Below are 21381 nucleotides of genomic sequence, written 5' to 3' on the forward strand. Positions count from 1 at the left end.
CCGCTCTCACAAGGACCGCCGCCACACTGGCCGTCCCGCTAAAAAGACTGCTGCCCGCCTGCCGTGACGCATGGGGTAACCGTCATCAGCGAGCGGGTATCAACCTGATTCAATTTGCTGATAGTACCTTCGGGCGATACTAAGTCTTGGTTATCCGGTCCTAAGCTGGGGTCACACCAGTCACCCCAAAGCGTGCCACTACGGCGCCGCGGAGCCCCTGACCATGTCCAATAACAACAACGGCTATCCCTCCAGTCTTTCCGCCTGGGTCACCGTGACCATCCTGATGGTCGCCTACGTGCTGTCGTTCATCGACCGACAGATACTCAACCTGCTGGTCGGCCCGATCCGGCGCGACCTGGACATCACCGACACCCAGATGAGCCTGCTGATGGGCCTGTCCTTCGCCCTGTTCTACACGGTGTGCGGCATCCCCCTCGGGCGCCTGGCGGACACCAAGAGCCGGCGCGGCCTGATCGCCGTCGGCGTGCTGTTCTGGAGCGCGGCCACCGCCGCCTGCGGCATGGCCAAGCAGTACTGGCAGTTCCTCCTGTGCCGGGTCGGCGTGGGTGTCGGCGAGGCGGCCCTGTCGCCCGCGGCCTACTCGCTGATCGCCGACAGCTTCCCGCCGGAGCGCCGCGCCACCGCCATCAGCGTGTATTCCATGGGCGTCTACCTGGGCTCGGGCATCGCCTTCCTGCTCGGCGGCCTGGTGATCCAGTTCGCCTCCGCCAAGGGCGACGTGGTGCTACCACTGCTTGGCGAAGTGCGGCCCTGGCAGCTGATCTTCCTCATCCTCGGTGGCGCCGGCGTGCTGTTCACCCTGCTCATGCTGGCCGTGCGCGAACCGGCCCGGCGCGGTGTCGGCGCCGGCGTGGCGGTGCCGCTGGCCGAGGTCGGCCGCTACATCCGCAGCAACCGCCGCACCGTGCTGTGCCACAACTTCGGCTTCGCCGGCCTGGCCCTCGCCGGCTACGGCAGCGCGGCCTGGATTCCCACCTTCTACATCCGCACCTATGGCTGGGACGCCGGCCAGGTGGGCATCGTCTACGGCTCCCTGGTGGCGGTGTTCGGCTGCCTCGGCATCGTCTTCGGCGGGCGCCTGGCGGACTGGCTGGCCAAGCGCGGGCGCAGCGACGCCAACATGCGCGTCGGCCTCTACGCGGCGCTGGGCTCGCTGCCCTTCGTCCTCGCCTTTCCGCTGATGGGCGACGCGTTCTGGGCCAGCGTGCTGATGGCGCCCACCGTGTTCTGCCTGAGCATGCCCTTCGGCGTGGCGCCGGCGGCGATCCAGGAGATCATGCCCAACTCCATGCGCGGCCAGGCCTCGGCGCTGTACCTGTTCGTCATCACCCTGATCGGCCTGGGCCTCGGCCCGACCGCCGTGGCGCTGGTGACCGACTTCGTGTTCGCCGACGACAACGCCCTGCGCTACTCACTGCTGATCGTCACCGCGATCGCCGTGGTGTCGTCCATCATCCTGCTCTGGCGCGGCCTGAACCCCTACCGCGAAAGCCTGCAGCGCCTGCAGCAGTGGTCCCTGGGCGCCGCCTGACGGCCCCCTGCCCCAGCCTCGAAAAGCCCCGCCCCGGCGGGGCTTTTTTCTGTCTCCGCATGCGCGGTAATCGACTGACCGCTCACGGATTTCATCCGGGCTACGGCCGGTGCGCGCGGCGCACCCTACGGGCGGCCACACGCAGTGGGTACATCACCTTTCCCTGTCCATGGGGTTTCGCTGATGACCATCCATTCAGGTGATTTCTGAGCGGCGCAAGCGCCCACGGAGCAACGCCGTTAATACTTTCGGATGACATGGCAAATACATCCTTGGTGCGCTTATGCGCCTGTCATCCGCTGGGTAGGGTGCTGGCAGTTGCACCCCCATTCACGGAGAGCCTCATGACAAAAACAACAAGGCCCGGAATCTTCCAGCCGCACACCCTCACCCTGGCCATCGCCCTCGGAGCCGCAGCTCCGGCGTACGCCGTCAACTTCAACATCGGGGAAATCGAAGGTCAGTTCGACTCGTCCATGTCGGTAGGCGCCAGCTGGGCCATGCGCAGCGCCGACCGCGATCTGGTCGGCCAGGCCAACGGCGGCACCGGCTTCACCCAGACCGGTGACGACGGCCGCCTCAACTTCAAGAAGGGCGAAACCTTCTCGAAGATCTTCAAGGGCATCCACGACCTCGAACTGAAATACGGCGACACCGGCGTGTTCGTGCGCGGCAAGTACTGGTACGACTTCGAGCTGAAGGACGAGAACCGTCAGTGGAAGGGGATCGACGACCACAACCGCAAGGAGGCCGCCCAGTCCTCCGGCGCCGAGATCCTCGACGCCTTCGTCTACCACAACTACAGCATCGGCGATCTGCCGGGCTCGGTGCGCCTGGGCCGCCAGGTGGTGAGCTGGGGCGAGAGCACCTTCATCGGCAACAGCATCAACGCCATCAACCCGATCGACGCCGCCGCCTTCCGCCGTCCCGGCGCGGAGATCAAGGAAGGCCTGATCCCGGTGAACATGTTCTACCTGTCGCAGAGCCTGACCGACCAGCTCTCCGCCGAGGCCTTCTACCAGATCGAGTGGGACCAGACGGTGGCCGACAACTGCGGCACCTTCTTCGCCAGCGCCGACGTGGTCGCCGACGGCTGCGACGACAACTACAACATCCTCGACGCCAACACCGTCCGGACCCTGATGGGCCTGCAGTCGACCCTCGCCTCCCTGGGCGTGCGCGTCGAGCCGGAGGGCCTGCTGGTCAACCGCGGCGGCGACCGCGACCCGCGCGACAGCGGCCAGTTCGGCGCCGCCCTGCGCTGGATGGGCGACGACGCGGAATACGCCGCCTACTTCCTGAACTACCACAGCCGCACGCCCAACCTGAGCATGCAGAACGCCGGCGCGGCGGACATCAACCGGGCCCTGACCGTCGCCGGCGGCGCCCTGGCGCAGCCGATCCTGCTGGGCCGCGGCAGCTACTTCCTCGAATACCCCGAGGACATCCGCCTGTACGGCCTGAGCTTCTCCACCTCGCTGCCCACCGGCACCGCCTGGCAGGGCGAGATCAGCTACCGGCCGAACATGCCGGTGCAGATCAACACCACCGACATGACCGGCAAGCTCGCCACCACCGTGGCCGGCGCCGCCGCCACCGGCGGCCTGGCGGGCGCGCTGGCCCAGGCCGACGCCATCAGCCGTGGCTACAACCGCAAGGAAGTGACCCAGGTACAGACCACCTTCACCCACTTCTTCGACCAGGTGATGGGCGCCGACCGCGTGACCCTGGTGGGCGAGATCGGGGCCACCCATATCGGCGGCCTGGAGAGCAAGGACCAGCTGCGCTACGGCCGCGACTCCATCTATGGCTCGCCCTACGGCACCAGCGCTTCCAACATCGCCTCCGCCAACGAATACGGCTACCACGGCTTCTTCACCAACACCTCCTGGGGCTATCGCGCCCGCGCGGTGTGGGACTACAGCAACGTGATCGCTGGCATCAACCTCAAGCCCAACGTCTCCTGGTCGCACGACGTGGACGGCTACGGCCCGGTGTTCAACGAAGGCTCCAAGGCGGTCAGCATCGGCGTCGACGCCGAGTACCGCAACACCTACACCGCCAGCCTCTCCTACACCGACTTCTTCGGCGGCGACTACAACCCGATCACCGACCGCGACTTCCTCGCGTTCAGCGTCGGCGTGAACTTCTAATCAGGCTCCACAGAGAATCAGTCAGCATGAAAACAACAAGACAACTGATCAGCGCCCTCACCCTCTCCCTGCTGGCCGGCAGCGTGCTCGCCGCCGTCTCGCCGGAAGAAGCCGCCAAGCTCGGCACCAGCCTCACCCCGCTCGGCGCCGAAAAAGCCGGCAACGCCGACGGCAGCATCCCCGAGTGGACCGGCGGCCTGCCCAAGAATGCCGCGCCCATGCTCCCGGGCGGCTTCCTCGGCAACCCGTTCGCCAGCGAACAGCCCCTGTTCACCATCACCGCGCAGAACCTGGACCAGTACAAGGACAAGCTGGCCGAAGGCCAGATCGCCATGTTCAAGCGCTACCCCGAGACCTACAAGATGCCGGTCTACCCCACGCACCGCACCGCGGCCGTGCCGGACAGCATCTACGAGGCGGCCAGGAAGAGCGCCGTGAACACCAGCCTGATCGAGGGCGGCAACGGCCTGAAGGGCTTCTCCGAAAGCCGCAACTACGCCTTCCCGATCCCGCAGAACGGCCTGGAAGTGCTGTGGAACCACATCACCCGCTACCGTGGCGGCAACATGCGCCGCAGCATCGTGCAGGCCGCGCCGCAGGCCAACGGCTCCTACACCCTGGTGCAGTTCGAGGACGAAGTGGCGGTGCCCGGCTCGACCAAGGGCCTGGACCCGAAGAAGGCCGAGAACGCCCTGCTGTTCTTCAAGCAGCGCGTCACCGCGCCGTCGCGCCTGGCCGGCAACGTGCTGCTGGTGCACGACTCCCTGGACCAGATCGCCGAGCCACGCATGGCCTGGCTGTACAACGCCGGCCAGCGCCGCGTGCGCCGCGCGCCGCAGGTCGCCTATGACGGTCCGGGCACCGCCGCCGACGGCATGCGTACCTCCGACAACTTCGACATGTTCAACGGCGCGCCGAACCGCTACGACTGGAAACTGGTCGGCAAGCGCGAGCTGTACATCCCCTACAACAACTACAAGCTGCAGTCGCCGGAGGTGAAGTACAGCGACATCGTCAAGGCCGGCCACACCAACCAGGACCTGGCGCGCTACGAGCTGCACCGCGTCTGGGAAGTCGAGGCCACCCTGAAGTCCGGCGAGCGCAACATCTACGCCAAGCGCCGCTTCTTCATCGACGAGGACAACTGGCAGATCGCCGTCTCCGAGCACTACGACGGCCGCGGCCAGCTGTGGCGCATCGGCCAGGCCATGCTGGTGCAGCAGTACGAGCAACAGGTACCGGCCTACGCCTTCGAGGCCCTGTACGACATCATCGCCGGCCGCTACCTGGCCATCGGCATGGCCAACGAGGAGAAGAGCGCGCCGCAGTTCGGCATGCCGGCCTCGGCGGTCGACTTCACCCCGGCGGCCCTTCGCAACGCCGGCGTACGCTGAGCTCCATCGCAACGCTGCTCCAACTTGAGGCGACCCCAGTGGTCGCCTTTTTTGTCCGCGACGCTCCCGCGGACATCGAATTGGATAAGATCGACCTCTCGCGACAACAACTACAAGAGCCGAGGCCACGACCATGCACCAGAAGGTTCGCGCCCTGCATCCGGCCATGGCGCCCCGCCAGCCGGACCCGTCCCTGCCCCGCCTGCCGGCGGCGCACATCGCCCGTCCGCGCCTGACCCGCGACCTGCTGGCCGGCGACTGCCGCCTGACCCTGGTCTGCGCCCCCGCCGGCTTCGGCAAGAGCGTGCTGCTCAACGATTGCGCGCGCCAGGCGCCCATCGGCACCCGGGTGGTCTGGCTCGACCTGCTCGGCCATCCCCACAGCCCCGCCGAACTGCTCGCCCGCCTGGCTGCCGCCCTGCAGCTGCCGCACGGCGACGGCGAACCCTGCGCCGAACTCGGCCTGCTGCTCGGCCGGGTCGAACAACCGCTGTGGATCATCCTCGACGACTACCCGCGCCAGCCCTGCGCCGAACTGGACGCCTGCCTCGACCGCCTGCTCGAACGCGCCCCGCACACCCTGCGCTGGTGGATCGGTGGGCGTCGCCGGCCGGCCTGGAACCTGCCGCGCCTGCTGCTGCAGGGCGACCTGCAGGAACTCGACGCCCACGCCCTGGCCCTCGACCAGGGAGAACTCGGCCGCCTGCTGCAACAGCGCCAGCAGGTCCTGCCCGAGAACCTGGCCGGCCAGTTGCTGGACAACAGCGAGGGCTGGCTGGCCGGCATCTGCCTGCTGCTGATCGGCGGCACCGCCGACAACCTGGGCCAGCGCCTGGCCGCCGGCACGCCCCTGCTGCTGGAGTACCTCGAACGCGAAGTGCTGGCCACCCTGCCGCCGCCGCTGATGCATGCCCTGTTCGTGCTGGCGCACATGCCGCGCTTCTCCGCCGGGCTCTGCGAGCACCTGCTGGAAGAGCACGGCGGCGCCGGCGTGCTCGAACAGCTGCGCCAGCGCCAGCTGTTCCTCCACGGCCTGGACAGCTGCGGCGAATGGTTCCGCCTGTGGCGCCCGCTGGCGACCATGCTCAAGCGCCTGCCCGGCGGCCAGACGCCGCTGCAGGCCCACGTGCGCGCCTGCCAGTGGTTCGCCAACCGCGGCGACGTGCGCGAGGCCGCGGAACATGCGCTGCTGGCCGAGCAGCCGGACGTGGCCGCCAACTACCTGCAGCGCTACGGCCATGGCCAGCTGCTCATCGGCCAGAGCGTCGCCCAGTTCCTGCACTGGCGCGACGAACTGCCGGCCAGCCTGTTCAACAGCACGCCGCGCCTGATCACCCTGGCGGCCTGGGGGCTGATCATCTGCACCCGCCTCGACGAGGTGGAAGCCTGCATCGCCGAGCTGGCCCGCTTCATGCCGCAACCCGACGCGCGCCGCCAGCGACAGCTGATCGCCCAGTACCAGGCGGTGCTCGGCGTGCTGCAGCGCCAGGCCGGCCAGGCCAGCGCCCGCCAGCACTGCCTGCAGGCGCTGGAAGTGCTGCACGAATCGGCCTGGTCGCAACGCATCCTCTGCCACCAGGCACTGACCCAGCAGGCCATGGCCGAGCTGGACCTGACCAACGCCCAGCACTACAACCACGAGGGCCTGCGCCTGGCGCGCCTGCAGGGCAACGTGCTGTTCGAGTCGCTGCTGAGCGTCGACCACATCCACCTGCTGGCCATGCTCGGCGAGCGCGAACGCGCCCTCGAACTGACCGGGCAATGCCTGCAACTGCTGCAGGACGCCTCCCACCGCGGCCCCGTGCTGGCCCGCCTGCTGCTGCTGCGCGGCACCCTGCTGGTCACCCGGGGCGAAACCGAGGAGGCCCAGGCCATGCTGATCCAGGGTCTGCAGGAAGCCGAGAGCTGCGCGGACGCCTACCTGCTGTTCGGCTACCTCGGCCTGGCCGAACTGGCCGGCCTGCGCGGCGACCCCGACAGCGCGCAGAGCCTGCTGCGCCGCGCCGAGCGGCAGATGCAGCTGCTCCACGTGCCCGAGGTGCGCTACCGGGAAATCCTCCAGCTGGCCAACGGCTGCCTGCTGCTCAACCAGGGCGACGCGGAACAGGCGCACAGCGCCTTCCTGCGGGTGCGCCTGCGCCTGGAGAACGAACAGCTGCTCGCGCCGTCGGGCTTCTACGACCTGCTACCGCGGGCGCGCCTGTACCTGGCCCAGGCCGAACTGGCGCTGGGCGAAACGGCCACCGCCCTCGCCGCCCTGCAGGAACTGCACGACGACTGCCGGCGCAGCGGCCACCACAGCCTGGCCACCCAGGCCCGGCTGTGCCAGGCCGAGGCCCTGCACCTCGGCGGCCGCGTCACCGAGTCCGACGCCCTGCTGCGCATGGCCGTGGAAGAGGCCGAGCGCCAGCACCAGATCATGCCGCTGCTGGCCCTGCAACGCCGCCAGCCGGCCTGGCTGAGCCAGCACCCGGCCTGGCGGCCGGGCCTGCTCAGGGCTGTCGCCGCCGAGGCAGGCCACGCCCAGCCGGCCAGCGAATCGCTGCTGAGCAAGCGCGAACTGGCAGTGCTCGGACTGATCGCCCAGGGCCACTCCAACCAGCAGATCGCCGAACAGCTGTACATCTCCCTGCACACGGTGAAGACCCACGCGCGGCGGATCAACGTCAAGCTCGGCGTACAACGCCGCACCCAGGCCGTGGCCCGGGCCAAGGCGGAGGGCTGGCTGGGCTGACCGCTCCATGCCCGTTTTATAAAGGCTCTGCCCAAGTTGACCGTTGCGGCTGAACTCAAGCCCTTGTGGGAGCGGACTTGTCCGCGAACGGGGCCGACAGCAAAGCTTCTCGGCCAACCGGAATGCCGCCCAGCCGCTCCCACAACAACCTACGGGGACACAACTAAGAAAAACGCTATGTACCCGTTACGGGTTGTAGTGCCCTGGCTCATTCTGGGTCCCCGCCTGCGCGGGGATGACGAGGTAGGGGTGGCGTTTCTTCCGAAACCGTCATTCCCGCGCAGGCGGGAATCCAGGGGCAGGCAGCTGCAACGCTCAGATAACGGGACTTGATCGCGCAACGCGTAGGGTGGTGGGTTAGCCGCTTGGCGTAACCCACCGACGGTGGCGCGGTCGATTGCACTGGTGGGTTACGGCCTGTGGCCCAACCACCCTACCGGCTCCCAGACAGGCTTCCTCAGGGCAGCCGTAGCGGCTGCAACACACAGACACAGCCAAGAAAAAGGCCCCGGGCTTTCACCCGGGGCCTTCCAAAGAGGCCGCTCACCCCGCCGGAAGCGGCCTCACTTCTTGCCGGGAATGGGAAAGGCCTTGAAGGCCTCGCGCAGGATCTTCCTGGCCACATCCTCGGGCCGTGCCGGCGCCACGTCGGTCAGGGCGTCCGGCTTGTCGTCGTCCGCCGCCGGCCCGGGCACCGCCGAATCCTGCCCCAGCCCCTTCTCGACCTCTCGCAGGTCCTCGTCCGAATTCATCTCATGCCTACCGCTTTTTTCTGGAACGTCCGCCGCGCCATCCTATCGCTAAAGACTAGCCGCCGATACGCAGCCGGCGACGTCCTCCGACTGGTGACACCCGTGGCGCCGGCCCGGAAACGACGAAGCCCGCACGGTGGCGGGCTTCGTCTACGCTTCGCAGCCGTCCGTGGACGGGCTGGAAACTTCGGTCTGGCGCATCCGGCGGGATTCGAACCCACGACCCCTGCCTTCGGAGGGCAGTACTCTATCCAGCTGAGCTACGGATGCGTTGCGGGGCGCAATCATACGCATCCGCTTCGCGGGCGTCCATGCGGGTTGTTGCTCAGAGCTCCTGCATGTCGAAATCGGCCTTGCTCACGCCGCAGTCGGGACACAGCCAGTCGTCCGGCACGTCGGCCCAGGGCGTGCCGGCGGGAATGCCGTCGTCCGGCCAGCCCTTGGCCTCGTCGTAGATCAGGCCGCAGATGACGCAGATCCAGGTCTTCATGCCGGCACCTCCTGGGCGAGCGGGCGCAGGGCGCGGTCGAAGTTCGCCAGCGAGGGGAAGCGCAGTGGCTGCAGGCTGTCCAGCCGGCCCAGGTAGTCGCCGTACTGGCGGAGGATGTCCTCGCGCGCTTCCTGGCTGATGTAGGGCACGTGGTAGGCGGCGAACGGCGGCAGCACGCTCATGCCGACGTAGGCCAGGGTGCCGCGCTGCAGCGGGCGCAGCATGGGTTCCCAGTCGCCGTGCACAGCGGCTTCGTCGGCGAACATGTGGTCCTGCCCGCCGAGGGTGAAGCTGAGCAGCGCGCGCTTGCCGGCCAGGCCGCCGCGGTCGTAGAAGCGCAGGCCGCCGTAGCACACGCCCGACACCAGCACGCGGTCGATCCAGCCCTTGAGGATGGCCGGCACCGAGCACCAGAACAGCGGGAAGTTGAGGATCACCAGGTCCGCCCAGAGCAGCTTGTCCAGCTCGGCGGCGATGTCCGGGGCGAGTTCGCCCTGAGCCTGGGCGTGGCGCTGTTCGAGAGCGTAGACCAGGTAGTCCGGGTTGCTGCGGGTGCGGAAGTCGGCGGCGGTCGCCACCGGGTTCCAGTTCATGGCGTAGAGGTCAGAGACGCGCACCTGGTGGCCGGCGCCTTCCAGGGTGGCGACCGCCAGGTCCTTCATGGCCGTGCAGAAGGACTGCGGCTCGGGATGAGCGTGAACGATCAGGATATTCATCGGGGTTCCAGCGCAAGCGACGGGGGCCGAGCGGCCCCCGGACAGGAGGGGGATCAGGCGGTCTGGCGCAGCGGTGCGGTGGCCGGCTTGTTCAGCGGCTCCCAGCGGTTGGCGCGGGCGAAGGTGCCGAAGTCGTTGAAGCGCACACCCATCTCGCGCATCACCTTGTGCGCCACCGGCGCGGTCATCTGGCGGATGTAGAAGGGCTCCTTGACCACGAAGTGGTGGATGCCGTGGGTGCTGCCGAAGTTGAAGCAGAACGCCTGCAGCGGCCACAGCCACCAGGGGTTGAGCACCTGGGTCTGCTGGATCACGTTGCCCAGCTCGACATCACCGTAGTAGTGCATGTTGGAGCTGACGAAGTGCAGGCAGAAGGTGCGCAGCACGTTGGGGCCGACCAGCACGACCACGGCGAAGGTGATCACGTCCATCACCGCCAGGGTGGTGGCCGACCAGGCGATCGGGGCGCCGGCCGCGGAGGCGACGAAGTCGACCAGGTGGAAGCCGAGGAACAGGTACCAGGCGCCCCAGTTGAGCAGGCCGAGCGGCGCGTAGCCCTTGAGCGTGCGGCTGACAATCATCTTCTTGCGCTCCCAGGTCTCGGCGCGCAGGAAGCGGATGAACGAGGACATCACGTTGTCGCCGACCATCAGCAGGCGGGCGAAGCCCCACGGCTCGCCGTTGGTGATGGCGCGCTCCTCGATGTCGGTCTCGGTGCCGGACACCTTGTGGTGATTGAGGTGCAGGTGGCGGCGGATCCACGGGTTGATGGTGCTCGGCCGGGCCATCCACACCAGGCCCATCATCAGGTTGTGCGGCACGCGCTGCTTGCGGAAGTACATCGAGTGGATCAGGTCGTGCTCCAGCTCGTGGGTCAGCGAGGCGAAGAAGGCGTTGGCCAGCAGGCACGCCCACCAGGCGATGGCACCCTCGGCGTAGAGCCAGGCGCTGCCGATCATGCCGGCCAGGGCGAAGGTCAGGATGCCGGCGCCGATGGCGTCCTGGTGCTGCAGGATCGGGTAGCGCCGGCGCAGTTCTTCGCCATGCGCCATCACCACGGAGCGGATGTGCGCCGAGCGCTGCTGGTGGGTCGAGGGGGTCGGGTTCATGCACGCATCCTCTGGTTCCGGCGCGATGCGCCGCGGACTGTTGTTGTGTTCAGGCCAGGCTAGAGTGCGCCAGGCCTCGCCGTCCCGCCCGACCGACCGCGCCAACCTGTTGGCCGAGAATGCCAACCTGACCCGCACGGGCCTGGCACTTATAATCACCACCCCCTGCCCCCGCCCGGAGCCGAGATGGCCGTCGACCTGGCACGCACCTTTCTGGAAATCGTCCGCTGCGGCAGCTTCGTCGGCGCGGCGGAGCACCTGCACCTCACCCAGGCCGCGATCACCGCGCGCGTGCAGAGCCTGGAGAGCCAGCTCAACTGCAGCCTGTTCGTGCGCAACCGCTCCGGCGCCCGGCTGACGCCCGACGGCGAGGCCTTCGTCGACTTCGCCAACCGCATGGTGATCGCCTGGGAGGCCGCCCAGCAGGAGCTGCCGCTGCCGCAGAGCTGCGCCGAGATCCTGCACATCGGCGGCGAGCCGAGCCTGTGCAACCCGCTGATGCTGAAGTGGGTGCTCGCCCTGCGCCAGGCGATGCCGAGGCACGCCGTGCACAGCCACATCGGCGACGGCGTCAACCTGCTGCGCCGGCTGGAACAGGGCGCGCTGGACGCCGCCCTGGTCTACCACCCGCTGTACTGGCAGGGGGTGCAGGTGGAGCTGCTGATGGAGGAGAAGCTGGTCCAGGTGCGCAACCCGCACCAACCCGGGCCCTATGTGTTCGTCGACTGGGGCGAGGACTTCCGCCACCGGCACAACGCGGCGCTGCCGCAGAACACCCGCGCCGAGGTCAGCTTCAACCTCGGCCCGCTGGCCCTGCAGTACATCCTCGAGTCCGGCGGCGCCGGCTACTTCCGCACGCGGGTGATCCAGAGCTACCTGGACTGCGGCATGCTCGAACTGGTGCCGCAGGCGCCGGAGTTCACCTACCCGGTGTACCTGCTGTACTCCCGCGACCGCTGCCCCGCCTCGCTGCGCCAGGCCATCGAATGCCTGCGCGACGTGGTGGCCCATGGCAGCGACTGGTCGCAGCGCTGGGACCCGATGATCTGATGCGGGGCGGATAAAGCCCGCTCACGCGGGTTGCACCCGCCCTACGTGGGGTGATGCCTCTACGCCAGATGCTCCAGCAGGTTGCGCTGCAGGGCGGCGATCAGGTCGGTCTGGGTGATGATGCCGACCAGCTGGCCCTGCTCCAGCACCGGCAGGCAGTGCAGGCCCTGGGTGGACAGCAGCGGGATCAGCTCGACCACGTGGGCCTGGCTGTCCACGTAGCGCACCGGGCTGGTCATCAGTTGGCCGACCAGGATGCGCTTGCCCAGGGTCCAGGGCAGGAACGGGCTGACGCCGCGCGGCCGGCTGATCAGGTCGACCAGGCTGACGATGCCGACCAGACGCTTGTCGTCGTCCAGCACCGGCAGGCTGCGCAGGCGGTGGCGGCGCAGCATGGCCAGCGCCTGCTCGCGGCGTGTGCCCGGGCCGACGCAGCGCAGGTCGCAGGACATGATCTGCTCGGCGACCATGCGCCCCATGCCGCGCTTGAGCGCATGGCGCTCGGTGGCGCGGACCAGCCTGGCGAGGTCGTCGCGGGTGATGTCGACGAACTCGCCGAAGTCCTCCAGCGCGTGCTCCAGGTCATCGTCGGAAATGCCCACGCGCAGCTCCGCCGAAGGGTCGCGCGTGTGGTGCAGGTCGGGATTGTCGGGCCGCTTCGGATAGCGCACGCCGGTCAGGTTGTTGTAGATCAGCGCGCAGCCGAGCAGGCAGGTGGCGGCGATCAGGATCGGCGGCAGCAGGCCGAAGCCGTGCTGCTGCACGGCCACACCGCTGAGGTGCACGCACAGCGCCACCGCGCCGGCCGGCGGGTGCAGGCAGCGCAGCAGGCTCATGAACAGCACGCTGAGGCCCACCGCGCCGCAGGCGAGCGGGATCGAGTAGCCGAAGCCCTGGCCGAGGCCCACCGCCACCAGGGTGGCCACAAGGTAGCCGGCCAGGAACGACCAGGGCTGGGCCAGCGCCCCGGACGACACGGCGAACAGCAGCACCGACGAGGCCGCCAGCGGGCCGAACAGGTACATCAGCAGCGGCTCCGGAAACAGCTTCAGGCACAGCAGCAGGCTGACCAGCATGCCCAGGAAGCAGCCGCAGGCCACGCGCAGCCACTCGCGCGGGTGGGTGGCGGGCACCGCCGGGAGGAAGCCGGCGAACCAGGTTTTCAGGGAAGTGCGAAACGTCATGGGCAGGTACTGATCAAGAAAAGAGGCCCTGCGACGACGCGGAGGGCCTGAAGACGCCGGGGCGGGCGTCGGGAGTGTCCATCCCTGGACCATGGAACGATTCAGGCATCCAGATGGAAGCCCGGAGGTCGGGAAAGAGGCTCGAAGGGCACCTCGACCAGCGCCTCGCAGCGCAGCCCGGTCTCGCGCTCCAGCCTGCGGGCGGCGGGAGGGTCGTCGGCGAACGGTAGCAGCGCCGCCTGCTCCGCCTCGTCGCGCGCGGGCCGGGCGAGCAGGCAGAAGAGCGCCACCAGCAGGGACAGCAGCGCGGGCACGACGATCATGCCAGCGCCGCCGCTTCGGCCCGCACCGGGTCGCCGCTGCGCACCGTGCACCAGCAGTTCCAGGCCATCAGCAGCATGCCGCTGGCGAACACGCCACCGCCGATCAGCCGCACCAGGTAGCCGGCGTGACTGGCCTCCAGCGCCTCGACGAAGGAGTAGGTCAGGGTGCCGTCCTCGTTCACCGCGCGCCACATCAGGCCCTGGGTGATGCCGTTGACCCACATGGCGGCGATGTACAGCACGGTGCCGATGGTCGCCAGCCAGAAGTGCGCGTTGATCAGGCCGACGCTGTACATCTGCTCGCGTCCCCAGAGCCGGGGGATCATGTGGTAGAGCGTGCCGATGCTGATCATCGCCACCCAGCCGAGGGCGCCGGCGTGTACGTGGCCGATGGTCCAGTCGGTGTAGTGGGACAGGGCGTTGACGGTCTTGATCGCCATCATCGGCCCCTCGAAGGTGGACATGCCGTAGAACGCCAGGGACACCACCAGGAAGCGCAGCACCGGGTCCGCGCGCAGCCGGTGCCAGGCGCCGGAGAGGGTCATCATGCCGTTGATCATGCCGCCCCAGCTGGGCGCCAGGAGGATCACCGACATCACCATGCCGAGGGTCTGCGCCCAGTCCGGCAGCGCGGTGTAGTGCAGGTGATGCGGGCCGGCCCAGATGTACAGCGCGATGATCGCCCAGAAGTGCACGATGGACAGGCGGTACGAGTAGATCGGCCGCTCGGCCTGCTTCGGCACGAAGTAGTACATCATGCCGAGGAAGCCGACCGACAGGATGAAGCCCACCACGCTGTGGCCGTACCACCACTGGATCATCGCGTCCGTGGCGCCCGAATAGAGCGGGTAGGACTTGAGCCAGCTCACCGGCGTGGCCAGGTGGTTGACGATGTGGACCATCGCGGTGACCACGATGAAGGCCCCGTAGAACCAGTTGCCCACATAGATGTGCCTGACCCGGCGCCGGGCGATGGTGCCGAAGAACAGGTAGGCGTAGACGACCCACACCAGGGTCACCCACAGGGCGATGGGCCACTCCATCTCCGCGTATTCCTTGGAGGTGGTGTAGCCGAGGGGGTAGCTCAGCAGCATCGCCACGATCGCCGCCTGCCAGCCCCAGAACACGAAGCTGGCGAGGGAGTCGGAGATCAGCCGCGCCCGGCTGGTGCGCTGCACCACATAGAAGGAAGTGGCGAACAGGGCACCGCCGCCGAAGGCGAAGATGACCAGATTGGTGTGGATCGGGCGGATGCGCCCGAAGCTCGTCCAGGGCAGGTCCAGGTTGAGTTCGGGCCATACCAGCTGGGCCGCGATGACGACGCCCATCGCCATGCCCAGGACGCCCCAGAGGAGGGTCATCAGGGTGAACTGACGCACCACGCGGTAGTTGTAGGTGGGTTGGAAATCTTCGACAGGATGCATGACCAGGAACCGGAACACCGACGGAGGGAAAGCCCTGTCAGCCGGCCCGCTGTGGTGGCCACTACCGTCTTCCCTCGTGAGGCAGACGGCTTGGCTGACAGAGGCGCGTAGTGTGCCGAGCCGAAAAACTCACAACAAACTAATAATATCTAACATTGACTTCAGTCATTTTTAACTTAAAAGCCGGACACGCGGTCCAGGCCACGGGCGCGGCGGCGCAGGCGTGACGGAGAAAACGGCGAAACGGTTGCCCGCCGCCGCCGTTATTGATTAAAAATCGGCGGCCTGAACCCACGAATACGTTCGTATCCCGTCATTCGCGGTAGGGTGCGCCATGCGCACCGGCCTTTTCCCGGGCCAGCGACGACCCATAACGACAAGCCGTGCCCACCGACCGCCGCATGCGACGGCCAGATGGCCCCGGCGAGCAGAACCACAGCCATGCATAGCCCGACCACGACCGTACCCACCACCCTGGCCAGCTGGACCCGCGCCCTGCGCCGGCAGCTCGACGCCCTCGGTCTGGACAGCGCCGCGCTCTGCCGCGAGGCCGGCCTCGACCCGGCCCTGATGGAGGACGCCAACGCCCGCTACCCGCTGGACGCCACCACCCGCCTTTGGCAACTGGCGGTCGCCGCCAGCGGCGATCCGGCCCTGGGCCTGGATACCTCGCGCCATGTCGCCCCCACCACCTTCCACGCCCTGGGCATGGCGGTGATGGCCAGCAGCAGCCTGCGCGAAGTGTTCGAGCGCATCGTGCGCTACCACCAGGTGGTCAGCGACGCGCTGGAACTGAGCCTGCGCGACCTCGGCGGCACCTGCGAACTGCACTTCCGCCTGCCGGCGGACAGCCCGCCGCCGGCGCCCGAGGCGATCGACGCCTTCGCCGCCATCTACGTGCGCACCTGCCGCAACCGCCTGGGCCGCGACTACGCGCCGCTGGCCGTACACCTGCGCCGGCCGCCGCCGGAGGACCCGCGCCCCTGGCAGGAGGTGTTCCGCGCGCCGATCCACTTCGCCGCCGCCGAGGACGTGCTGTGCTTCGCCAGCGCCGACCTGGACCGGCCGCTGGACGACGGCAACCCGGAACTGGCGGCGCACAACGAAACGGTGCTGCAGAAGCGCCTCGAAGCGCTGCAGCCGGACACCATGGTGCGCCGCCTGCGCCGTGCCCTGGAACAGAGCCTGCCGAACGGCGAGCCGTCCGCCGAGGCCCTGGCCCACGGCCTGCACCTGAGCCTGCGCAGCCTGCAGCGGCACCTCAGCGACGAGGGCAGTAGCTACGAGCAGGTGCTGGCCGACACCCGCCGCGACCTGGCGCTGAGCCACCTGCGCGAGGCCGACTGCTCGATCAGCGAGATCGCCTACCTGCTGGGCTTCGCCGACAGCAGCAGCTTCAGCCGCGCCTTCAAGCGCTGGACCGGGCAGAGCCCCAGCCAGCACCGCGACGCCCTGCGCGGCTGAGGCGTAGCGCGAGGCGAACGGGGCGGCGCGACGCTCCGACACGATCGTTCTTTATATCGAACACTCAGAACACCTGCGAAGGCGCCGCGCCCGGCGCCTCGATCCGTGGCGCCGCCTCGCTTGCCCCGGGGTTGAGCGAGAAATGACCGACGCCTGTTGGTCATTCATTCTTTTTCGTTATTTTGTTGATTTTATCGAACATGACTCTTGCCCTTTGTCTGCGCCGGCCCTAGCATTCGTTTGACATTTCAAACGCCCGGCCCGTCCTGGTCGGCTATCTTCCATCTTCCGACTGCCTGCCTCCGTGGCGCCGCGTGTACAGGAGAACGCCATGCAACTGAAAGACGCCCAGCTGTTCCGCCAGCAAGCCTACATCGACGGTACCTGGCTGGACGCCGACAGCGGCCAGACCATCAAGGTCAACAACCCGGCCACCGGCGAGATCCTCGGCAGCGTGCCGAAGATGGGCGCGGCCGAGACCCGCCGCGCCATCGAGGCCGCCGAGAAGGCGCTGCCGGCCTGGCGCGCGCTGACCGCCAAGGAGCGCGCGCAGAAGCTGCGCAAGTGGTTCGAGCTGATCATGGCCAGCCAGGACGACCTGGGCCGCCTGATGACCCTGGAACAGGGCAAGCCGCTGGCCGAGGCCAAGGGCGAGATCGCCTATGCCGCGTCCTTCATCGAGTGGTTCGCCGAAGAGGCCAAGCGCGTCTACGGCGACGTGATTCCGGGCCACCAGCCGGACAAGCGCCTGATCGTGATCAAGCAGCCGATCGGCGTGACCGCCGCCATCACCCCGTGGAACTTCCCGGCGGCGATGATCACCCGCAAGGCCGGCCCGGCCCTGGCCGCCGGCTGCACCATGGTGCTCAAGCCCGCCTCGCAGACCCCCTTCTCCGCCCTCGCCCTGGCCGAACTGGCCGAACGCGCCGGCATTCCCAAGGGCGTGTTCAGCGTGGTCACCGGCAGCGCCGGCGAAGTCGGCGGCGAGCTGACCAGCAACCCGACCGTGCGCAAGCTGACCTTCACCGGCTCCACCGAGATCGGCCGCCAGCTGATGGCCGAATGCGCCCACGACATCAAGAAGGTATCCCTGGAGCTGGGCGGCAACGCGCCGTTCATCGTCTTCGACGACGCCGACCTGGATGCCGCCGTGGAAGGCGCGCTGATCTCCAAGTACCGCAACAACGGCCAGACCTGCGTCTGCGCCAACCGCCTGTACATCCAGGATTCGGTGTACGACGCCTTCGTCGAGAAGCTCAAGGCCGCCGTGGCCAAGCTGAAGATCGGCAACGGCCTGGAAGACGGCACCACCACCGGCCCGCTGATCGACGAGAAGGCCGTGGCCAAGGTCCAGGAACACATCGATGACGCCGTGGGCAAGGGCGCCAAGGTGGTCGCTGGCGGCAAGCCGCACGCCCTGGGCGGCAGCTTCTTCGAACCGACCATCCTGGTCGACGTGCCGAACAATGCCGCCGTGGCCAAGGAAGAGACCTTCGGCCCGCTGGCCCCGCTGTTCCGCTTCAAGGACGAGGGCGAAGTGATCGCCATGGCCAACGACACCGAGTTCGGCCTGGCCTCCTACTTCTACGCCCGCGACCTGGGCCGCGTGTTCCGCGTCGCCGAGGCCCTGGAATACGGCATGGTCGGCATCAACACCGGCCTGATTTCCAACGAAGTGGCGCCGTTCGGCGGCGTGAAGGCCTCCGGCCTCGGCCGCGAAGGCTCGAAATACGGCATCGAGGACTATCTCGAGATCAAGTACATGTGTCTCGGCGGCGTATAAGGCCGCCGGGCAGTGATCCGTGGGTGTCGGGTGACAGGCAGGAGTCGTGGTCACCCGGCGTCGGCGTTTCCGGTGGTGGCACCGGCTGACCCAGCCGACGGCCAGCGGGTAGGCGACAGTTCGATCATCGTTAGCTGAAGCGCCCACCCCGCCCCGTCATCATCCTTGGACCGGGCCGCCCAAGAAGCGGCTTATGAGGACAACATGAGCAAGAACGAATCCCTCCTGCAACGTCGCCAGGCCGCCGTGGCCCGTGGCGTCAGCCAGATCCACCCGATCGTCGCCGAGCGCGCCGAGAACGCCACCGTGTGGGACGTCGACGGCCGCGAGTACATCGACTTCGCCGGCGGCATCGCCGTGCTGAACACCGGCCACCTGCATCCGAAGGTGATCGCCGCCGTGCAGGAACAGCTGACCAAGCTGACCCACACCTGCTTCCAGGTGCTGGCCTACGAGCCCTACATCGCCCTGTGCGAGCAGATCGCCAAGCGCGTGCCGGGCGACTTCGCCAAGAAGACCCTGCTGGTCACCTCCGGCTCCGAAGCGGTGGAGAACGCGGTGAAGATCGCCCGTGCCGCCACCGGCCGCGCCGGCGTGATCGCCTTCACCGGCGCCTACCACGGCCGCACCATGATGACCCTGAGCCTGACCGGTAAGGTCGTGCCCTACTCCGCCGGCATGGGCCTGATGCCGGGCGGCGTGTTCCGCGCCCTGGCGCCGTGCCCGCTGCACGGCATCAGCGAAGACGAGTCGATCGCCAGCATCGAGCGCATCTTCAAGAACGACGCCCAGCCCCAGGACATCGCCGCGATCATCATCGAGCCGGTGCAGGGCGAGGGTGGCTTCTACGTCAACTCCAAGCCGTTCATGCAGCGCCTGCGCGCCCTGTGCGACCAGCACGGTATCCTGCTGATCGCCGACGAAGTGCAGACCGGCGCCGGCCGCACCGGCACCTTCTTCGCCACCGAGCAGCTGGGCATCGTCCCGGACCTGACCACCTTCGCCAAATCGGTCGGCGGCGGCTTCCCGATCTCCGGCGTGTGCGGCAAGGCCGAGATCATGGACAGCATCGCCCCGGGCGGCCTGGGCGGCACCTACGCCGGCAGCCCGATCGCCTGCGCCGCGGCCCTGGCCGTGATGGAAGTGTTCGAGGAAGAGAAGCTGCTGGAGCGTTCGCAGGCCGTGGGCGAGAAGCTCAAGGCCGGCCTCAACGCCATCGCCGCCAAGCACAAGGTGATTGGCGACGTGCGCGGCCTGGGTTCGATGGTCGCCATCGAGCTGTTCGAGGGCGGCGACCACGACAAGCCGGCCGCCGAACTGGTCGGCAAGATCGTCGCCCGTGCCCGCGACAAGGGCCTGATCCTGCTGTCCTGCGGCACCTACTACAACGTGCTGCGCTTCCTGATGCCGGTGACCATTCCGGACGAGCAGCTGGAAAAAGGCATCGCCATCGTCGCCGAGTGCTTCGACGAACTGGCCTGAGCCCTACCGTCCTGCGTGTCGCCCCTGTGCATGGGGGCGACGCCCGATTCGCCCGAGGCCCCCGCCCGGGCGATTCCCTCCCGACCCGCCCACACGGCGGGTCTTTTTTTGCCTGTGCCCCGAACAGTGTGGGAGCAGCCTCGGCCGCGATCCCGGCTACCGGCAAGCATCGCGGCCAAGGCCCTGGCGACGGCTAGCGCTCAGGCCAGCGCCTCGCGCACGAAGTCCAGGCGATCCTGGCCGAAGAACAGCTCGTCGCCGACGAACATGGCCGGGGCGCCGAATACACCGCGCTTGATCGCCTCGTCGGTGGTGGCCTTGAGCGCGTCCTTCACCTCCTGCTCGGCGATCAGCGCCAGCATCTGCTGCGGCTCGAAGCCGCCGGACGCCAGCACTTCGCCCAGCACCGCCGGGTCGCCCAGGTTGCGCGCCTGCACCCACATGGCCTCGAAGATCAGCTTGAGGAAGGCCTCGAAGCGCTCCGGCATGTGCAGCTGCACGGCCGCGGCGGCGCGCATCAGCGGCAGAGTATTGATCGGGAAGTGCGGGTTGAACTGCATCGGCACCTGGTAGCGGCGGGCGTAGCGGGCCAGGTCCTGCATCATGAAACGGCCCTTGGCCGGGATGGTCACCGGCGAGGCATTGCCGGTGGCCTGGAACACTCCGCCCAGCAGGATCGGCTTGTACACCAGGGTGGCGCCGGTCTCGGCGCAGAGCTTCGGCAGCTGGGTCCACGCCAGGTAGGTGGTGGGGCTGCCGAAGTCGAAATAGAAATCCACGGTCTTGCTCATCGGGGTGTGCTCTTCTGTTTGTTGTTCACGAAATCGCGGCTGCGCGAGCGGCGATCAGGCTAGGCGGCGGGTTGGGGAAAAAAGCGGAGTTGGCTGTAGCCAATGAGCATTTTTCACCGACCTGCCAACAACGCCTCATCGTCGCGCAGCCAGCCGCCTACCACTTCTCCATCCAGGGGCGCAGATCCAGCTCGAAGGTCCAGGCATCGCGCGGCTGAGCATGCAGGAACCAGTAGTTGTCGGCGATGTGCTCGGGATCGAGGATGCCGTCCTGATCCTTGCGTGCATAGAGGTCGGGGAAGGTGTCACGGATGAAGTCCGTGTCGATGGCGCCATCCACCACCACATGGGCGACATGGATGTTCCGTGGCCCCAGCTCGCGCGCCATGCTCTGGGCCAGGGCGCGCAGGCCGTGCTTGGCGCCGGCGAAGGCGGCGAAGTGAGAGGCGCCGCGCAGGCCCGCGGTGGCGCCGGTGAAGAGAATGGTGCCGCGGCCGCGGGTGACCATGCGCCGGGCCACCGCCTGGGCGGTGAGGAAGGCGGAGAAGCAGGCCATCTCCCAGATCTTGAAGTACTTGCGGGCGGTCTCGTCGAGGATGCTGCACGGCACGTTGGCGCCGATGTTGAAGACGAAGGCCTCGATCGGGCCGATGTCGCGCTCGATCCGCTCGACCAGCTCGGCGACCTCCTCCTCCTTGCGCGCGTCGGAGCCGAAGCCGTGGGCCTCGCCACCCTCGGCGCGGATGCCGTCCACCAGGGGTTGCAGCTTGTCCGCGCTGCGCCGGGTGACGCAGGCGACGAAGCCCTCGCGGGCGAAGCGCCTGGCGATGGCGCCGCCGGTCGCGTCGCCGGCGCCGATCACCAGCACCACCTTCTTGTCGTTCTTGTTGTCGCTCATGTCGTCACCTCTTTGATAAACGATCGTTTACTTAACAGACGTTATGCTACGCTCTCGGCACCCGTCAAGCAGGAGTTGT

17 protein-coding genes and 1 tRNA gene are annotated in these 21381 nt (G+C 68.0%); 8 read left to right on the plus strand and 10 right to left on the minus strand.

Annotated elements, in window-relative coordinates:
• The first annotated feature begins 223 nt into the window (after window positions 1-223).
• The 4 genes from N7640_RS22860 (at window position 224) to N7640_RS22875 (ending at window position 7836) form a co-directional block, all read left to right on the plus strand.
• Window positions 224-1555, plus strand: a complete 1332-nt coding sequence (locus N7640_RS22860; RefSeq protein ID WP_220811225.1) for an MFS transporter — start codon at window positions 224-226, stop codon at window positions 1553-1555.
• A gap of 344 nt (window positions 1556-1899) precedes the next feature.
• Entirely contained in the window at window positions 1900-3708 is a 1809-nt protein-coding gene (locus tag N7640_RS22865; RefSeq protein ID WP_279905816.1) for a DUF1302 domain-containing protein, read from the plus strand.
• Window positions 3709-3734: 26 nt separating this feature from the next.
• Window positions 3735-5102, plus strand: a complete 1368-nt coding sequence (locus tag N7640_RS22870) for a DUF1329 domain-containing protein (protein ID WP_279905814.1) — start codon at window positions 3735-3737, stop codon at window positions 5100-5102.
• Window positions 5103-5235: 133 nt separating this feature from the next.
• Entirely contained in the window at window positions 5236-7836 is a 2601-nt protein-coding gene (locus N7640_RS22875; protein ID WP_279905813.1) for a LuxR C-terminal-related transcriptional regulator, read from the plus strand.
• A 563-nt stretch (window positions 7837-8399) separates the two neighbouring features.
• On the opposite strand, the gene N7640_RS22880 is transcribed toward N7640_RS22875, so the two are convergent.
• The 5 genes from N7640_RS22880 to N7640_RS22900 form a co-directional block, all read right to left on the minus strand.
• Window positions 8400-8588 (minus strand): hypothetical protein, encoded by a 189-nt coding sequence (locus N7640_RS22880; protein ID WP_279905812.1) that lies wholly within the window; start codon window positions 8586-8588, stop codon window positions 8400-8402.
• 193 nt (window positions 8589-8781) lie between these two features.
• Window positions 8782-8858, minus strand: a tRNA-Arg gene (locus N7640_RS22885).
• Between the two features lie 55 nt (window positions 8859-8913).
• Window positions 8914-9078, minus strand: a complete 165-nt coding sequence (locus N7640_RS22890; RefSeq protein ID WP_220811221.1) for a rubredoxin — start codon at window positions 9076-9078, stop codon at window positions 8914-8916.
• Window positions 9075-9794, minus strand: coding sequence for an NAD(P)H-dependent oxidoreductase (locus N7640_RS22895; protein WP_279905811.1), 720 nt, complete (start codon window positions 9792-9794; stop codon window positions 9075-9077). The genes N7640_RS22890 and N7640_RS22895 overlap by 4 nt, the downstream gene beginning before the upstream one ends.
• Window positions 9795-9847: 53 nt before the next feature.
• Window positions 9848-10903: a fatty acid desaturase gene (locus N7640_RS22900; protein ID WP_279905809.1), complete on the minus strand. Its 1056-nt coding sequence runs from the start codon at window positions 10901-10903 to the stop codon at window positions 9848-9850.
• A gap of 186 nt (window positions 10904-11089) precedes the next feature.
• Between N7640_RS22900 and N7640_RS22905 the strand changes: the two genes are divergently transcribed.
• Window positions 11090-11953, plus strand: coding sequence for a LysR family transcriptional regulator (locus N7640_RS22905; RefSeq protein ID WP_279905808.1), 864 nt, complete (start codon window positions 11090-11092; stop codon window positions 11951-11953).
• A 59-nt stretch (window positions 11954-12012) separates the two neighbouring features.
• Here the strand turns inward: N7640_RS22905 and N7640_RS22910 are convergent, their stop codons facing one another.
• From N7640_RS22910 to ccoN, 3 genes are all read right to left on the minus strand, one after another.
• On the minus strand, window positions 12013-13137 hold the full coding sequence (locus tag N7640_RS22910) for an HPP family protein (protein ID WP_279905807.1): 1125 nt from the start codon (window positions 13135-13137) through the stop codon (window positions 12013-12015).
• A gap of 101 nt (window positions 13138-13238) precedes the next feature.
• Complete coding sequence (locus N7640_RS25530; protein WP_347815598.1) at window positions 13239-13460, minus strand: hypothetical protein; 222 nt, start codon at window positions 13458-13460, stop codon at window positions 13239-13241.
• Entirely contained in the window at window positions 13457-14884 is a 1428-nt protein-coding gene (ccoN, locus tag N7640_RS22920; RefSeq protein WP_279905806.1) for a cytochrome-c oxidase, cbb3-type subunit I, read from the minus strand. The genes N7640_RS25530 and ccoN overlap by 4 nt, the downstream gene beginning before the upstream one ends.
• A gap of 441 nt (window positions 14885-15325) precedes the next feature.
• Between ccoN and N7640_RS22925 the strand changes: the two genes are divergently transcribed.
• The 3 genes from N7640_RS22925 to gabT all read left to right on the plus strand — a co-directional run bounded on the left by N7640_RS22925 (window position 15326) and on the right by gabT (window position 19613).
• The gene (locus N7640_RS22925) at window positions 15326-16348 is read left to right on the plus strand and encodes an AraC family transcriptional regulator (protein WP_279905804.1); all 1023 of its coding nucleotides are present in this window, start codon (window positions 15326-15328) and stop codon (window positions 16346-16348) included.
• A 331-nt stretch (window positions 16349-16679) separates the two neighbouring features.
• On the plus strand, window positions 16680-18131 hold the full coding sequence (gene gabD / locus N7640_RS22930) for an NADP-dependent succinate-semialdehyde dehydrogenase (protein WP_279905803.1): 1452 nt from the start codon (window positions 16680-16682) through the stop codon (window positions 18129-18131).
• A 204-nt stretch (window positions 18132-18335) separates the two neighbouring features.
• Window positions 18336-19613 (plus strand): 4-aminobutyrate--2-oxoglutarate transaminase, encoded by a 1278-nt coding sequence (gene gabT, locus N7640_RS22935; protein ID WP_220811213.1) that lies wholly within the window; start codon window positions 18336-18338, stop codon window positions 19611-19613.
• A 200-nt stretch (window positions 19614-19813) separates the two neighbouring features.
• On the opposite strand, the gene N7640_RS22940 is transcribed toward gabT, so the two are convergent.
• Together N7640_RS22940 and N7640_RS22945 are read right to left on the minus strand one after the other, a co-directional pair.
• Window positions 19814-20404, minus strand: coding sequence for a 2-hydroxychromene-2-carboxylate isomerase (locus N7640_RS22940; protein ID WP_279905802.1), 591 nt, complete (start codon window positions 20402-20404; stop codon window positions 19814-19816).
• Between the two features lie 157 nt (window positions 20405-20561).
• On the minus strand, window positions 20562-21302 hold the full coding sequence (locus tag N7640_RS22945; RefSeq protein ID WP_220811211.1) for an SDR family oxidoreductase: 741 nt from the start codon (window positions 21300-21302) through the stop codon (window positions 20562-20564).
• Window positions 21303-21381 lie beyond the last annotated feature (79 nt).

Source organism: Pseudomonas sp. GD04015 (genome assembly GCF_029837675.1).
GTDB classification, from domain to species: domain Bacteria; phylum Pseudomonadota; class Gammaproteobacteria; order Pseudomonadales; family Pseudomonadaceae; genus Aquipseudomonas; species Aquipseudomonas paralcaligenes.

Coding starts and splice junctions, on each gene's coding strand:
- N7640_RS22860 (WP_220811225.1), top strand. CDS start 224: ATGTCCAATAACAACAACGGCTATCCCTCCAGTCTTTCCGCCTGGGTC.
- N7640_RS22865 (WP_279905816.1), top strand. CDS start 1,900: ATGACAAAAACAACAAGGCCCGGAATCTTCCAGCCGCACACCCTCACC.
- N7640_RS22870 (WP_279905814.1), top strand. CDS start 3,735: ATGAAAACAACAAGACAACTGATCAGCGCCCTCACCCTCTCCCTGCTG.
- N7640_RS22875 (WP_279905813.1), top strand. CDS start 5,236: ATGCACCAGAAGGTTCGCGCCCTGCATCCGGCCATGGCGCCCCGCCAG.
- N7640_RS22880 (WP_279905812.1), bottom strand. CDS start 8,588: ATGAATTCGGACGAGGACCTGCGAGAGGTCGAGAAGGGGCTGGGGCAG.
- N7640_RS22890 (WP_220811221.1), bottom strand. CDS start 9,078: ATGAAGACCTGGATCTGCGTCATCTGCGGCCTGATCTACGACGAGGCC.
- N7640_RS22895 (WP_279905811.1), bottom strand. CDS start 9,794: ATGAATATCCTGATCGTTCACGCTCATCCCGAGCCGCAGTCCTTCTGC.
- N7640_RS22900 (WP_279905809.1), bottom strand. CDS start 10,903: ATGAACCCGACCCCCTCGACCCACCAGCAGCGCTCGGCGCACATCCGC.
- N7640_RS22905 (WP_279905808.1), top strand. CDS start 11,090: ATGGCCGTCGACCTGGCACGCACCTTTCTGGAAATCGTCCGCTGCGGC.
- N7640_RS22910 (WP_279905807.1), bottom strand. CDS start 13,137: ATGACGTTTCGCACTTCCCTGAAAACCTGGTTCGCCGGCTTCCTCCCG.
- N7640_RS25530 (WP_347815598.1), bottom strand. CDS start 13,460: ATGATCGTCGTGCCCGCGCTGCTGTCCCTGCTGGTGGCGCTCTTCTGC.
- ccoN (WP_279905806.1), bottom strand. CDS start 14,884: ATGCATCCTGTCGAAGATTTCCAACCCACCTACAACTACCGCGTGGTG.
- N7640_RS22925 (WP_279905804.1), top strand. CDS start 15,326: ATGCATAGCCCGACCACGACCGTACCCACCACCCTGGCCAGCTGGACC.
- gabD (WP_279905803.1), top strand. CDS start 16,680: ATGCAACTGAAAGACGCCCAGCTGTTCCGCCAGCAAGCCTACATCGAC.
- gabT (WP_220811213.1), top strand. CDS start 18,336: ATGAGCAAGAACGAATCCCTCCTGCAACGTCGCCAGGCCGCCGTGGCC.
- N7640_RS22940 (WP_279905802.1), bottom strand. CDS start 20,404: ATGAGCAAGACCGTGGATTTCTATTTCGACTTCGGCAGCCCCACCACC.
- N7640_RS22945 (WP_220811211.1), bottom strand. CDS start 21,302: ATGAGCGACAACAAGAACGACAAGAAGGTGGTGCTGGTGATCGGCGCC.